This window comes from Arthrobacter sp. TJ-265 (assembly GCF_058269135.1).
Genome location: NZ_JBZCND010000001.1, coordinates 149,974 through 163,841, shown reverse-complemented (window position 1 = coordinate 163,841; position 13,868 = coordinate 149,974). Strand labels below are relative to the sequence as shown.

11 protein-coding genes are annotated in these 13,868 nt (G+C 71.1%); 3 read left to right on the top strand and 8 right to left on the bottom strand.

Annotated elements, in window-relative coordinates:
• Window positions 1–3: 3 nt before the first annotated feature.
• Entirely contained in the window at window positions 4–1,302 is a 1,299-nt protein-coding gene (locus tag AC4D2E_RS00720) for a glycosyltransferase 87 family protein (RefSeq protein WP_490910051.1), read from the top strand.
• Here the strand turns inward: AC4D2E_RS00720 and proC are convergent.
• The 6 genes from proC to trhO form a co-directional block, all read right to left on the bottom strand.
• Entirely contained in the window at window positions 1,271–2,125 is an 855-nt protein-coding gene (gene proC / locus AC4D2E_RS00715; RefSeq protein ID WP_490910052.1) for a pyrroline-5-carboxylate reductase, read from the bottom strand. The two genes, AC4D2E_RS00720 and proC, sit on opposite strands and share 32 nt — an antisense overlap.
• Before the next feature lie 247 nt (window positions 2,126–2,372).
• The gene (locus tag AC4D2E_RS00710) at window positions 2,373–3,170 is read right to left on the bottom strand and encodes a sugar phosphate isomerase/epimerase family protein (RefSeq protein WP_104168050.1); all 798 of its coding nucleotides are present in this window, start codon (window positions 3,168–3,170) and stop codon (window positions 2,373–2,375) included.
• A gap of 1 nt (window position 3,171) precedes the next feature.
• Entirely contained in the window at window positions 3,172–4,185 is a 1,014-nt protein-coding gene (locus AC4D2E_RS00705; RefSeq protein WP_104168049.1) for a Ppx/GppA phosphatase family protein, read from the bottom strand.
• 60 nt (window positions 4,186–4,245) lie between these two features.
• Complete coding sequence (topA, locus tag AC4D2E_RS00700; RefSeq protein WP_490951385.1) at window positions 4,246–6,993, bottom strand: type I DNA topoisomerase; 2,748 nt, start codon at window positions 6,991–6,993, stop codon at window positions 4,246–4,248.
• Window positions 6,994–7,113: 120 nt separating this feature from the next.
• Window positions 7,114–8,847 (bottom strand): DUF7059 domain-containing protein, encoded by a 1,734-nt coding sequence (locus AC4D2E_RS00695; protein WP_490951384.1) that lies wholly within the window; start codon window positions 8,845–8,847, stop codon window positions 7,114–7,116.
• A complete protein-coding gene (gene trhO, locus AC4D2E_RS00690) occupies window positions 8,847–9,773 on the bottom strand; it encodes an oxygen-dependent tRNA uridine(34) hydroxylase TrhO (RefSeq protein WP_490951383.1) in 927 nt (308 codons plus the stop codon). The genes AC4D2E_RS00695 and trhO overlap by 1 nt, the downstream gene beginning before the upstream one ends.
• 84 nt (window positions 9,774–9,857) lie before the next feature.
• On the opposite strand from trhO, the gene AC4D2E_RS00685 reads away from it, so the two are divergent.
• Together AC4D2E_RS00685 and AC4D2E_RS00680 are read left to right on the top strand one after the other, a co-directional pair.
• The gene (locus tag AC4D2E_RS00685) at window positions 9,858–10,508 is read left to right on the top strand and encodes a GNAT family N-acetyltransferase (protein WP_104168046.1); all 651 of its coding nucleotides are present in this window, start codon (window positions 9,858–9,860) and stop codon (window positions 10,506–10,508) included.
• Between the two features lie 47 nt (window positions 10,509–10,555).
• Entirely contained in the window at window positions 10,556–12,964 is a 2,409-nt protein-coding gene (locus AC4D2E_RS00680) for a DEAD/DEAH box helicase (RefSeq protein ID WP_490951382.1), read from the top strand.
• Between the two features lie 63 nt (window positions 12,965–13,027).
• Here the strand turns inward: AC4D2E_RS00680 and AC4D2E_RS00675 are convergent, their stop codons facing one another.
• Both AC4D2E_RS00675 and AC4D2E_RS00670 read right to left on the bottom strand, forming a co-directional pair.
• On the bottom strand, window positions 13,028–13,426 hold the full coding sequence (locus tag AC4D2E_RS00675; RefSeq protein WP_490910056.1) for an Rv3654c family TadE-like protein: 399 nt from the start codon (window positions 13,424–13,426) through the stop codon (window positions 13,028–13,030).
• Window positions 13,419–13,742, bottom strand: coding sequence for a TadE family type IV pilus minor pilin (locus AC4D2E_RS00670; RefSeq protein ID WP_490951381.1), 324 nt, complete (start codon window positions 13,740–13,742; stop codon window positions 13,419–13,421). Before AC4D2E_RS00670 ends, AC4D2E_RS00675 begins: the two co-directional genes overlap by 8 nt.
• Window positions 13,743–13,868: the final 126 nt, after the last annotated feature.

Genomic DNA, 13,868 nt, shown 5'->3' with positions numbered 1-13,868 from the left:
CGCATGGAGGAGACCACCGGGGCGCCCGTGCGGCGGAGGCGCAGCTCCGGTGGGTCCCGCCGTCGGACACCCGCCACCGCTGCGCGTTCGGCGGTAGGCCGGTGGGCCGCCGGGCTCGTCGGTGCCCTCGTGCTCGCCGTCGTCCTGCTCGCCGCCGGGATCCACGGCCTCGACCTCTCGGTGTACCGCGAGGGGGCCCTCGCCCTGCTCGGCCGCGCAGGCGAGAAGACCCTGTACGACGACGCCCTGATCCAGACCGACACGCGGGGGCTGCCCTTCACGTACCCGCCCTTCGCCGCCCTCCTCTTCGTGCCCCTCGCGCTGGTCCCCGAGGCCCTCGCCCTCGGCATCGTGACCGCGCTGACGTGCGTGTGCCTCGTGGGCGTGGCGGTCGTCGTGGTGCGCTACCTGCGCGCGTCGGGGGTCGTGTCGGGGGCGGGGACCCGGGCCGGCTGGCGGGGTCCCGTCCCCGTCCTCGCCGCCCTGCTGCTCATCGGCGTCAGCGGGCCGTGGCGTGAGGGCCTCGGGTTCGGGCAGGTCAACGCCCTGCTGATGGTGCTGATCCTGGCCGACCTGCTGCGCTCCACCAGGCTTCCCTCGGGCGTGCTCATCGGCATCGCCGCCGGGATCAAGCTGACACCGCTCGCGTTCGGCCTGGTGTTCCTCGCACGCCGCGACTGGCGGTCCCTGGCGTGGCTCGGGGCGTCCTTCACAGCGACGGTGGCCGTCGGCTGGTTCCTGGCACCGCGCGAGTCCGCGATCTTCTGGCTGGACGCACTCTTCGACGCCTCGCGGGTGGGGGCGACGGCCGACCTCTACAACGTGTCCCTGAACTCGATCGTCGCGCAGTCGGGCATGGCGGAGGGCGTGCAGCGGCCCGTGTGGGTCCTGGCGTCGCTGGCGGTGATCGCGGTCGGCTACCTGGCGATCCGTCGGGCGGACGACGACGGCGACCCCGTCCGGGCGATCGCCGCGAACGCGGTCGTCATGCTCGCGATCTCACCCATCTCGTGGTTCCACCACTGGGTGTGGATCGCCCTCGTGTTCCCGGCCGGCTGGGTCCTCGCCCGGCAGCAGGCCGGCATGCCACGCGCGGCGGGACGGGCGCTCCTGGCGCTCCTGGTGCCCGTGATGATGTTCTCCTCGATCACCGTCACCCTCACCCTCACCGGCACGGTCTCCGGCGAGGGGCCGCTGCCGCTCCGGCTCTTCACCGGCCTCGGAGTGGTCCTGCCCGTCGCCCTGCTGATCCTGTGGGCGCTCCGGCCCGTCAGCCGGCAGGAAGCGTCAGTTCGCGGGTGATCTCCGCCGCACGTGCCGTGGCGGCGCGGGCGCCGTCCGCGACGATGCCGGGAAGACGGAGCTCCTCGAAGGTCTCGATGGCGCTCTGCGTGGTCCCGTTGGGGCTGGTGACGGCACGGCGGAGGGTGGCGGCGTCCGCCCCCTCCTCGGCGAGCATGAAGCCGGCGCCCGCAACGGTCTCCCGGGCGATCAGCGCGGCCAGATCGGCATCGAGACCCAGGTCGACGCCGGCGGCGGCCATCGCTTCCGCCAGGTAGAACGTGTAGGCCGGTCCGGACCCGCTGACGGCGGAGAGGGCGTCCACCTGGTCCTCGGGGATCTCGACGACGGTCCCGGCGGATGCCAGGAGCTCCCGGGCCTGTGCCATCTGCCCGGGACCGGCTGCGGTCCCGGCGGAGATCGAGAGCACCCCCCTGCCGACCCGCGACGGGGTGTTGGGCATCGAGCGGATGACAGGCTGGCCCTCGGGGAGGGCGGCCTCGATCATCGCGATCGTCACGGCCGCGGCGACGCTGAGGACGAGGGCGGTCGGCTGCAGGGACGGGCTGATCCCGCGGGCCAGCGCGACGATGCCGGCGGGCTTCACCCCGAGGATGACGACGTCGGCATCCTGCGCGGCGACGGTGTTCGCGGCGGCGTCCTCGGACGTCGCGAGGGCCGTGACGCCGTGGCGCCGCCGGAGCTCCGCCGCGCGCTCGGCGCGTCGGACCGTGGCGGTGACCCGCCGGGGGTCGAGGCCCGCGGCGAGGAGACCGGCCAGGATGGACTCGTTCATGGATCCGCAGCCGAGGAAGGCGATGCGCGGGGCGCCCGGGGTAGTCATGATCCCATCCTGCCACGGGGCCTCACAGGCTACTCCCAGCCCCTGTGGTGTTGCAGCACAAGGAGGGGCCCTAGTGTTGCTACTACCTCATAAGGGTGCGAGTGATGCGGCCGGAACTTCCTGATCCGGCCCGGCGTCGGTGGCACCGGATGGATTCCCCCACCATCCGGCCCGTCCACCGGCGCCATTCCTCGTTCAGCGCCCTGTTCAGCCCCTGGTCCGGCTCCTGGTCGACCGGCGCGGCCCGTCAGTGGCCCAGGTGCTCCCGGGCGAAACGCAGCGTCTCCGCGAGCCAGTCCTCGCGCTCCCCGGCGGCCCGGGCGCGGCGCGTGCTCACCTCGACGGCGACCACGCCGTCCCACTCCGACTCCGCGAGGTGCCCCAGCGCCTCCGCGCACCGCTGCTGCCCCTGGCCGGGGAGGAGGTGTTCGTCCTTGCCGTTGGGCGTGCCGTCCGTCAGGTGCACGTGCGCGAGCCTGTCGCCGAGCGTCCGGATCTCCTCGTAGGAGTCCATGCCGGCGATCGCCGCATGCGAGAAGTCCCAGGTGATCCGCTCGTAGGGCTCGGGGATCGGGTTCCAGTGCGGCAGATAGGCCTTCGCCTCGCGGCCACGGACCTTCCACGGGTACATGTTCTCGACGGCGATGTCGACGCCGTACTCGGTCGCGATACGCGCGATGCCCTCGGGAAACGCCTCGGCGTACCCCGTCTGCCAGCGGAACGGCGGGTGGGTCACGACGGTCGCGGCACCCACCTCCGCGGCCATCGCCGCGGACATCTCGATCTTCGTCCAGGCCTTGCCCCACACCTGCTGGGTCAGGAGCAGGGTCGGGGCATGGATGGCGAGGATCGGGAGCTCATAGCGTTCGCTCAGCGTGGAGAGCTGGTTCGGGTCCTGGCTGACCGAGTTGTTGGTGACCATCACCTCGACGCCGTCGTACCCGAGGTCCTGGGCCAGAGCGAAGGCGTCGTGGACGGCGAGCGGGTAGACCGACGCGCTGGAGAGGGCGACGGGGATGGAGGGCAGGCTGCCGGCGCGCGCCACGTCAGGCTCCCCGGGCCACAGGGGTGCGCGACGTCGCGTCGAGCTGGGTGTGTCCCACCCCGGCTCCCGGGAGGGGCTCGTCGGCGTCGAACATCTTGGTGTCGAAGCGCCGCAGCAGCAGTCCCTCGCGCAGCGCCCACGGGCAGATGCTGATCGATGGGACGCCGAACAGGTCGAGCGCGGCCTCGGCCACGAGCGCGCCCGCGAGCACCTGCGGGGCGCGCAGTTCGGAGACGCCGTCCAGGTGGGTGCGGTCCTCCACGGTCATGGCGGCGAGTCGCTTGGTCCACAGGCCGAGGTCCTCGAGGCGCAGCTCACGGCGGACGAACGGCCCGGCGGCCGAGGGTGCGGCCCCCGCGATCCGGGCCAGGGAGCGGAAGGTCTTCGATGTGCCCGCGACCAGGTGCGGCGTGCCGAGGTGGGCGAAGCGGGGGACGGCCTCGCGCAGGGTCGCCCGGATGTAGCGGCGCAGCTCCTTCACGCTCTTGGCCGACGGCGGGTCCCCGTGCAGCCAGTCACGCGTGAGCCTGCCCGCGCCCAGCGGCACGGAGAGGGCTACCTCGGGCAGTTCGTCCGTGCCCATGGCCATCTCGAAGGAGCCGCCGCCGATGTCCAGGTTGAGGATGGACTCCGAGCCCCAGCCGTACCAGCGGCGCACGGCCTGGAAGGTCACCGCGGCCTCCTGGTCCCCGGAGAGTTCCTGGAGGTCGACGCCGGTCTCCCGGCGCACGCGATCGAGGACCTCACGGCCGTTGGCAGCCTCCCTGATCGCGGACGTGCAGAACGCGAGGAAGTCCTCGGCGTCGTGCCCTGCCGCGAACGCGCGGGCCTCGCGGACGAAGCCGACCAGCTCGTCCTGGCCCCGCCGCGAGATGCCGCCGTCCTCCTCCAGGTAGGCCACGAGCTGCAGGGGCCTCTTGTGGCTCGCGAAGGGCACGGGCCGCCCCCCGGGATGGGCATCCACGAGGAGCAGATGAACCGTGTTCGACCCTATGTCCAGTACGCCTAGCCGCATTGTTCCCGCGCTTCCAGCTCATCCCCCGCCAACGTGTGTGTTCCTGCCGTGCCGTCCGGGCTACTTGCCCGCGGCGACCTTGCGCTTCGCGGGCGCCCGGCGGGTCGTCTTCTTCGGGGCCGGACCCTTGGCGCGCTTCTCGGCGAGCATGTCGATCGCCTGTTCGCGTGTCAGTTCCTCGATCGCCATCGACCCGGGCACCGTGATGTTCGTGTCGCCGTCGGTGATGTAGGGGCCGAAGCGGCCGTCCTTCACCACGATCGGCTTCTCGCTCACGGGATCGTCGCCGAATTCGGCCAGCGGTGGCGTGACGGCTCGGCCGCCACGCTGCTTGGGCTGCTTGTAGATCTCCAGCGCCTGCTCGAGGGTGATCGTGAAGATCTCCTCCTCCGAGCCGATGGAGCGGGAGTCGCTGCCCTTCTTCAGGTACGGGCCGAACCGGCCGTTCTGCACCGTGACCTCCTTGCCCTCCTGGTCCGTGCCGAGGACCCGCGGCAGGTTCATGAGCCGGAGGGCGTCCTCGAGGGTCACGGTGTCCACGGACATGGACTTGAAGAGGGACCCGGTGCGGGGCTTGACCTTCGCGGGCTTCTTCGGGGGCTTGGGCTTGCCGTTCTTGTAGTACTCGACCGGCTGGCCGGCGAGTTCCTCCGCCGTCGGCTCGGTGATCAGTTCGATCACGTACGGTCCGTAGCGGCCGTCGCGTGCCACGATGCTCCGACCCGTTTCCGGGTCGGTGCCCAGGACGCGCTCCTGCGACGTCGGGGCTTCCATCAGTTCGATGGCCTTCTCGGCCGTCAGTTCGTCCGGCGCGAGGTCCTCCGGGACGTTCGCGCGCTGCGGCTCCGTGCCCTCGGGCGCGTCGGCCGGCAGGGGCTTCTCGAGGTACGGACCGAACTTGCCCACCCGGAGCGTGATGCCCTCGGCGATCTCCACCGAGTTGATGCGCCGCGCGTCGATCTCCCCGAGATCGTTGACGATGGTGTGCAGCCCGGTGTCCTTGCGGTCGCCGTAGTAGAACCGGTTGAGCCACTCCACACGGCCCGCCTCGCCGCGGGAGATGCGGTCGAGGTCCTCCTCGAGCTCGGCGGTGAAGTCGTAGTCGACGTAGTCGTTGAAGTGCTCCTCGAGCAGGCGGACCACCGAGAACGCGATCCAGCTCGGTACGAGGGCCTGCCCTCGGGTGCGGACGTAGCCGCGGTCCATGATGGTGGACATCGTCGCGGCGTAGGTCGACGGACGGCCGATGCCGCGCTCGTCGAGCACCTTGACGAGCGAGGCCTCCGTGTAGCGCGGGGGCGGCGACGTCTCGTGGCCGATGGCCTCGATGGCCGTCGCGCCGAGCGCGTCGCCCTGGGCGACGTTCGGCAGGCGCGTGCCCTGGGCGTCGTCGCCCGTGGCCTCCTCGTCGCGGCCCGCGTCGCGGCCTTCCTCGTAGGCGGCCATGAAGCCGCGGAAGGTGATGACGGTGCCGGAGGCCGCGAACTCCGCGTCCCGGCCGTCCGCGCTCTTCGCGCCGAGACGCAGTGACGCCGTCGACCCCTTGGCGTCGGCCATCTGCGAGGCGACGGTGCGCTTCCAGATCAGTTCGTACAGGCGGAACTCGTCGCCGCGCAGGGACTGGGCCACCTGGGCGGGGGTGCGGAAGGAATCACCGGCGGGGCGGATGGCCTCGTGGGCCTCCTGCGCGTTCTTGGCCTTGCCCTTGTAGACGCGCGGGGACTCGGGGACGTATTCGGGACCGTACAGCTCGGAGGCCTGGCGGCGGGCGGCGTTGATCGCCTGGTCCGAGAGCGCCGACGAGTCGGTACGCATGTACGTGATGTAGCCGTTCTCGTACAGCCGCTGCGCCACCTGCATGGTGACCTTCGAGCTGAAGCGCAGCTTGCGGGCCGCCTCCTGCTGCAGGGTCGACGTCGTGAACGGTGCGGCGGGACGGCGCGTGTAGGGCTTGGTCTCGACGGAGCGCACCGCGAAGACGGCGCCCTCGAGCCCGGTGACGAGCGAGCGCGCGGCCTCCTCGTCGAGCGGGACGACATTGGCGGCCTTCAGCTCGCCGCGGTCGGAGAAATCCTTGCCCGAGGCGATCCGGCTGCCGTCGACGGCCACGAGCTTGGCCGGGAAGGTGCTGCCCTTGCTCGCGTCCTCGGGCGTGAAGGTGCCGGTCAGGTCCCAGTACGACGCCGCGCGGAACGCCATGCGCTCACGCTCCCGTTCCACGACGAGGCGGGTGGCGACGGACTGCACGCGTCCGGCGGACAGGCCGCGGGCCACCTTGCGCCACAGCACCGGGGAGATCTCGTAGCCGTACAGGCGGTCGAGGATACGCCGGGTCTCCTGGGCGTCGACCATGGGGATGTCGACGTCGCGCAGCTCACCCATGGCGCGGGTCACGGCTTCCTTGGTGATCTCGCCGAAGGTCAGCCGGTAGACGGGGACCTTCGGCTTCAGGACCTGCAGCAGGTGCCACGCGATGGCCTCGCCCTCGCGGTCGTTATCCGTGGCGAGGTAGAGCTCGTCGGCGTCCTTGAGCGCGGCCTTCAGCTCGGCGACGGTCTTCCGCTTCTCCGGGGAGACCACGTAGTAGGGCTCGAAGTCCTTGTCGAGGTCCACCGCGAACTTGCCCACCGAGGACTTCTTCAGCTCGGCAGGGAGGTCGGACGGCTGGGGGAGGTCGCGGATATGCCCCATGGACGCGGCCACCTGGAAACCCTCGCCGAGATAGCCCGAGATGCTCTTGATCTTGCTGGGGGACTCAACGATGACGAGTTTCTTGCCGTGCTTCTTGTCCGTGGCCTTGGTCGGCACTTCTCTCCTATATATACGGGTGGATGCCGCGGCAGATCCTGGGTATCCGGTCCGGATCCCGCTGCCGGGCTCACCTCACAGTATGCGCCATGAGTACCTGCACAAGACTAATGGCAGCTTTCAGGGGGCCGGTAGGAGGAAGCCCTCGCGGACGAGCTGCTCGACATCGAGCAGCAGTTCCGAGGTGAACGCGGCGTCGGGCCGGTCCAGCAGCATGGCGAGGGCTCCCGCGATCTGCCCGGCCGTGAGGTCGCCGTCGCACGTGGAGACGAACCCGGCCAGTTCGGTGCTGAGCAGGGTGGTCCGCCGGAGGCCTGCACCCTGCCGCAGCAGGATGACCCCGGGGTGCTCGGCGCCGGGCCGCTGGTGGCGTTCCTCGGTGACGTCCTCGGCGACGAGCAGGAACTCGTCGGCGATGCCGACCCCGGTCGCGGCCTGCTCGGTGTGGGCGGCGAGCCAGTCACTGCGGCCGATCGCTGCGGCGAGGTGCGGTCCCACGGGCTGTTCGATGTCGTGGGTGATCTCCTCGAGCGTCACCCGGACGAGGTCGCTCGGCTTCCGGGGGCGCCGCAGCCAGACGGACCCGAAGCCGATGCCCTCGACGTCCCGGGCGGCGAAGTCGTCGAGATAGGCGGCGAAGCTCGCCGCGTAGGCCTCACGGTCGCGGTTCTCGGCGGCGTCCCGCAGCCAGGTCTCGGTGTACTGGACCGGCGTCAGCTGCTCGCGCTGGATGATCCACGCGTCGACGCCGGGAGGTACGAACGCCCGGACGCGGCGGTCCCACGGCGTCCCCTCGGTGATCTCCCAGTTGCCGAGCAGTTGCGCCGACCCGCCCGGCGCGAGGATGCCCGGAAGCTCCCGGACGAGTGTGCTGACGATGGCGTCGCCCGCGAGACCGCCGTCCCGGTAGGTGTACGCCCGGCCCGGGCTCCCCGTGCGGGGCGTGATGACGAAGGGAGGATTGGACACCACGAGGTCGAACTCCTCCCCGCGGACCGGTTCGAGGAGGCTGCCGCGCCGGAGGCTGACCCGCGGGCCGGGCCGGTGGGGATCGATGTCCAGCGCGGACGCGTTCAGGAGGAGGTTGAAGCGGGCGAAGGCCAGGGCACGGTCCGAGATGTCGGTCACCGTCACGTGGCCGGCGTGTGCCAGCAGGTGGAAGGCCTGGATGCCGCAGCCCGTCCCCAGGTCCAGCGCCCGACCGACCGGCGTCCTCATGACGGTCCGGGCGAGGGTCAGCGAGGCTCCGCCGATCCCGAGGACGTGGTCGTGCCGCAGGGGCCCGGGGCGCTGCTCCGAGCCGAGGTCGCTCGCCACCCAGAGGCTCCCTCCGACGTCCGAGCCGTAGGGGCGGAGCTCGACGGCGGCACGCCAGTGGCGCTCGCGGGCAGGGTCGGTGACGGCAGGGGTCCCTGCTGTGCTTCCGGCGGGGTGGTCCGCAGTGTCCTCCGCCGTCCTCTCCGCGGTGCTTCCTCCGGCACTGTCCGCTGCGTGCTCGATGAGCCTCAGCTGCTCGAGGCCAGCCACGCCGGTGCGGGGGAAGGCCTGCCCGAGTTCCTGTTCCGTCACGGTCTCGCCGAGCAGCCACAGCAGCACGGGGATGGCGCGGGCGCCGTCCCCTGATTCGGAGCCACCGTCGGCGAGGCGGCGGCATGCCAGCAGTGCCGGGACCAGCTGGTCCCGGCCGAGGGCCGCGTACGCCGCCGCACCGAGGAGCGCTTCGACGCCATCGACCGTGTAGTCGATGGCCGTCAGGTCATCGGTAAGGACCGCGAGCGCCGCGAGGTCGCGGCTCGACGGCGCCGACGCGACGTCGTCGTCGAACTCCGGCCAGGCCGGGGCATCGGCCGGCATCACGCGGCACCCGCGGCCGTCGCCTCGGCCTCGTCCGACTCGCAGCCCTGCGGGCAGCGGAGGGTCGAGGGGTCGGCTGCGCAGGCGGCGCAGTACAGGGTGAGGTTGCGGCAGGACGGGTTGGAGCAGTTCTCGAACTTGTTGGTGGGCGCCTGGCAGCGCACGCACTTGCCGATCGTCACGGCGTCGTCGCTGAACTCGAGGTGCATCCGCTTGTCGAAGACGTACAGTGAGCCCTCCCACAATCCCGCGTCCCGGTACTTCTCGCCGTAGCGGACGATCCCGCCATCGAGCTGGTAGACCTCCCGGAAACCCCGGTTGACCATGAGGCTGGACAGCACCTCGCAGCGGATCCCGCCCGTGCAGTAGGTGACCACGGGCTTGTCCTTCAGGTCGTCGTACTTGCCCGAATCGAGTTCACGGACGAAGTCGTGCGTCGTCCGGACGTCGGGGACGACGGCGCCCTTGAAACGCCCGATCTGCGCCTCGAAGGCGTTCCGCCCGTCGAAGAAGACGACCTCCTCCCCCGCCTCGCGCCTGGCGTCGACGAGTGCGTGCAGTTCGTCCGGGGCGAGGTGGACGCCGCCGCCCACGACGCCGTTCCCGTCGACCTCCAGCTCGCCGGGAGCACCGAAGGAGACGATCTCGTCGCGCACCTTGACGCTGAGCCGCGGGAAGTCCTCCGCACCGCCGTCGGACCACTTGATCTCCAGACCTTTGAAGGCCGGATATTCGCGCGTGGTCTTGACGTACTGCTTCACGGCACCGATCTCGCCGCCCACGGTGCCGTTGATCCCGTCCTTCGAGATGAGGATCCTGCCGCGCAGCCCCCATTTCTCACAGAGGGCCCGCTGCCACAGCCTGACGGCTTCGGGATCGGGCAGCGGCGCAAAGGCGTAATACAGGGCAATCCGGTTCATCGACACGGGTCAAAGCCTACTTCGCGACTCATAACGGTCACCTCGGGACCGCCTATACCATCGGCGACGCGGGGCTACTATCGTCAGCACATGAATGCTCATGCAGACGCCCAGCTTCTCCAGACCTGGATTACGGGATGGTCCAGATGCCGGGGCTACGAGCGTCATGATGACGGACGCAGCACCTCCGTCCTGCTCACCGACCAGCAGAACCAGACGGAGCATTTCCTGTTCGAGCCGACGACCGAGCAGTTCCTCGAGCTGGCCACCGACACGAAACGGGACCCGACGCGGATCCTGACGGTCGTCACCAACCGGATGCGGGAGCTGATCGACGCGGCCCACCCGCTCGGCATGCGGGTCACGGACCGGCAGCAGGCCCTGATGAGCGTCGACATGAGCGGCCAGGACGTCGAGGATCCGCGTCCGCCCGGTGACGACTTCACGCTGGAGCATGCCCGCGACGGCGAATGCCGCCGTGTCCTGGTGCGGGCCCATGGGGAGCTCGCAGCCCGCGGGTCCGTGTCGGCCGTGGGCGACTACGCGGTCTATGACCGCATCATCACGGAAGAGGGTTTCCGACGGCGGGGCCTGGGCAGCTTCGTCATGCGCGCGCTCACGGCAGGGGTCCTGGAGGACGACGTCACCACAGGCCTGCTCATGGCCTCGGCCGACGGTCGCGCGCTCTACGCGTTCCTCGGCTGGGAGCACCTCGCCGACGTGTTCGTCATCAGAGGATAAGGCGCGTTTCCGCGGTTCCGCCCCTGCGCCGATGGGAGAATGGCACGGTGGCTGCGCGCGATTCCCTCATCGACCTGCTCGGGGGTGGACCCGACCCCGAGCAGCTGCTGCATGTCCGTGAGATTCCCGCCCGCGACGCGGAGCATGCACCGTGGCCCGCCTGGGCGCACCCGGACGTCGTCGAGGCGTTCACCCGGCGCGGCGTGCATCAGCCGTGGCGTCACCAGGTCGAGGGTGCCACCTCCGCCCACGACGGAGCACACACCATCATCGCGACGGGGACCGCGTCGGGGAAGTCCCTCTGCTACCAACTGCCGGTGCTCGACGAGATCCACCGCAGCGAACTGCTGGACCGCGCCACGCTGGCGCCCACCGGGTCCGTCGCCCTGTACCTGGCCCCCACGAAGGCGCTGGCCGCCGACCAGTTGTCGGCCATCAACGCACTGGGCATCCCCACTGTCCGCGCCGAGACCTACGACGGCGACACGGAGTCGGGTGCCCGCCGCTGGATCCGCGACCACGCCAACCTGGTCCTCGCGAACCCCGACATGCTCCACTACGGCATCCTGCCCAACCACACCTGGTGGGCCAGGTTCTTCCGCCGACTGAAATACGTGATCATTGACGAGGCCCACAGCTACCGGGGCGTGTTCGGTTCCCACGTCGCAAATCTCCTGCGCCGCCTGCGGCGCATCTGCGCGAGCTACGGGGCGGATCCCGTGTTCGTCGGGGCGTCCGCGACGTCGGCCGAGCCCGCTGCGTCCTTCGGGAAGCTGATCGGTGCCCCGGTGCGCGCCGTCGACCGGGACAGCTCGCCGCACGGCTCCACGACGGTCGCGTTCTGGGAGCCGCAGCTCACCGGCAGGAAGGGCGAGAACGGGGCGCCCACCCGACGGACCGTGATCGCCGAGACCTCGGACCTCCTGGCCAATCTCGTCTCCTCCTCCGTCCGCACCATCGCGTTCATCAAGTCGAGGCGGGGCGCGGAGAGTATCGCGCAGACCTCGCGGCGCATGCTCGAGGACGTGCATCCGAGCCTGCCCCACCGCATCGCCGCCTACCGTTCGGGGTACCTGCCGGAGGAACGGCGTGCCCTCGAGGCGTCGCTGCGCAGCGGTGAACTGCTGGGCGTGGCGAGCACCTCGGCCCTGGAACTCGGGATCGACATCTCCGGCCTCGATGCGGTCCTCGTGGCGGGGTGGCCCGGGACCCGCGCGTCCCTCATGCAGCAGATCGGCCGGGCGGGCCGCTCCGGCCAGGACGCCATCGCGGCCTTCGTGGCGAGCGACGACCCCCTCGACACCTATCTCGTCCACCACCCGGAAGCGGTGTTCGACCTCGCCGTCGAAGCCACCGTCTTCGACCCGTCGAACCCCTATGTGCTCGGCCCGCACCTCTGTGCCGCCGCAGCCGAGCTCCCGTTGACGGAGAAGGACCTGCCCCTGTTCGGTCCGACCTCGGAGGACCTGCTCGGCACGCTGTGCGAGCAGGGCTTCCTGCGGCGTCGCCCCGCCGGCTGGTTCTGGACGCACCCCCAGAGTGCCGCCGGGATGGTGAACCTCAGGGCCGACGGCGGTGGCCCGATCAACATCGTCGAGGAGGAGTCGGGTGCCCTGCTCGGGACGATGGACTCGCCGCAGAGCCACTACCAGGCCCACCCCGGCGCCGTGTACGTGCACCAGGGACGGACGTACGTGGTGCAGGACCTCGACGAGCAGGACCACTGTGCCGTGGTGGCCCGCGCCCAGCCGGACTACTACACGCAGGCGCGGGACGTCACGCAGATCGAGGTCCTCGACCGGGACGTGAGCCGCCTGTGGGGTGGCGTCCTCGCGAATTTCGGGGATGTGAAGGTGACGACCCAGGTGGTGTCCTTCCAGCGCAAGGCCTTCTCCTCGAACGAGATCCTCGGCGAGGAGCCGCTCGAGCTGGCGGCGCGCGACCTCTTCACGAAGAGCGTGTGGTTCGAGATCAGCCCGGAACTGCTCGAGGCCGAAGGCATCCTCGCCGAGGAACTCCCGGGGGCGCTCCACGCCGCCGAGCATGCAGCGATCGGGCTGCTGCCCCTCGTCGCCTCGAGCGACCGCTGGGACATCGGGGGCGTGTCGACGGCCCTGCATGCCGACACCGGCCTGCCGACCATCTTCGTGTACGACGGCCACCCCGGGGGCGCCGGGTTCGCCGAGCGGGGCTTCGAGGCCGCCCGCACCTGGCTGGGGGCGACCCGCGACGCCATCGAGGCCTGCGAGTGCGAGTCCGGCTGCCCGTCGTGCGTCCAGTCCCCCAAGTGCGGCAACCGGAACAACCCGTTGAGCAAGGGCGGTGCCGTGGCGGTGCTGTCGCTGATCCTGCGGCAGGCTGCCGGCAGCGTCGCCCCGGCGGGTGGCGTCTCCGACACCTCCGGATCGGACGTCCCATCGGAGCTGGACACCGGAACCAGGACCGCCGGGTCCTGACGTATCGGGTCGGGCGGCATCCACCCGACCCGGAACCAGGACCCGCCTGGCAGCCCTCCGCCCTCACGGCGGCGGTCCGGCCCGGGCCGCACCGACGGCATCCGGAAGCAGGCCGGGCATCCCCACGGACACCCGGATGACCGCGGTCCCCGGGCCGGTCGCGCCGATCTCGCAGTCCTCGACCACGGCACCGTGCTGGTCCGCCACTGCTGCGGCCGCCGGGCAGGGGTCCTCGGAGGACAGTCCCCGGGCGGCGTCCGCGGCGGCGAGCGCCGCGAGGTCGGCCGCCGTCGCTGCCCTCGAGGCCGCTGATGCGGCCTGGAGCAGGAGTACCGCCGACGCGATCAGCAGCAGCGCCAGGAGGGCGAGAGCCCCCATCAGGACCGTGCCGGCGCCGCGCTCGGAATCGACGGGTCTCCGCGGCGCCGCGTCCTCCCGCGCATCCTCCCGCGGATCACCCATCGTGTTCCTTCCTCCCCGCTGCCGACGCGTGCAGTTCGAGGTCCATGAGCTCGACGAGGGGACCCTCCACGCGTGCCCGCACCTCGATGGTCGTCCAGTCCCCGGCCGACCCCACCTGCGCCGTGGCGTTGTCCCCGGCGAGGCGTTGCACGGTCTGTTGCACGCTCGCGCTGCTCTCGCCCCGCATCACCTCGCGCGCTCCGGCCCGTGCGGCCTCCTCCAGGCGCAGTTGCACGGTCCCGACGTGGGCTGTGGCGATCAGGAGCGCGAGCAGGACGACCAGGGCGGGGAGCACGACGGCGACCTCAGCGGTCACGGATCCCCGCTGCGGGCCCGCTGGACGTTCCCGTCGCGCGCACCACGCGTGGAGAACCCCGACGAACACCCCGGAGCGCGGCACGAAGGGGCGCCGGTGCTTGCGTGCCGGTGGCGCGGGTTCCCC

Coding starts and splice junctions, on each gene's coding strand:
- AC4D2E_RS00720 (WP_490910051.1), top strand. CDS start 4: ATGGAGGAGACCACCGGGGCGCCCGTGCGGCGGAGGCGCAGCTCCGGT.
- proC (WP_490910052.1), bottom strand. CDS start 2,125: ATGACTACCCCGGGCGCCCCGCGCATCGCCTTCCTCGGCTGCGGATCC.
- AC4D2E_RS00705 (WP_104168049.1), bottom strand. CDS start 4,185: ATGCGGCTAGGCGTACTGGACATAGGGTCGAACACGGTTCATCTGCTC.
- AC4D2E_RS00695 (WP_490951384.1), bottom strand. CDS start 8,847: ATGCCGGCCGATGCCCCGGCCTGGCCGGAGTTCGACGACGACGTCGCG.
- AC4D2E_RS00685 (WP_104168046.1), top strand. CDS start 9,858: ATGAATGCTCATGCAGACGCCCAGCTTCTCCAGACCTGGATTACGGGA.
- AC4D2E_RS00675 (WP_490910056.1), bottom strand. CDS start 13,426: ATGGGTGATCCGCGGGAGGATGCGCGGGAGGACGCGGCGCCGCGGAGA.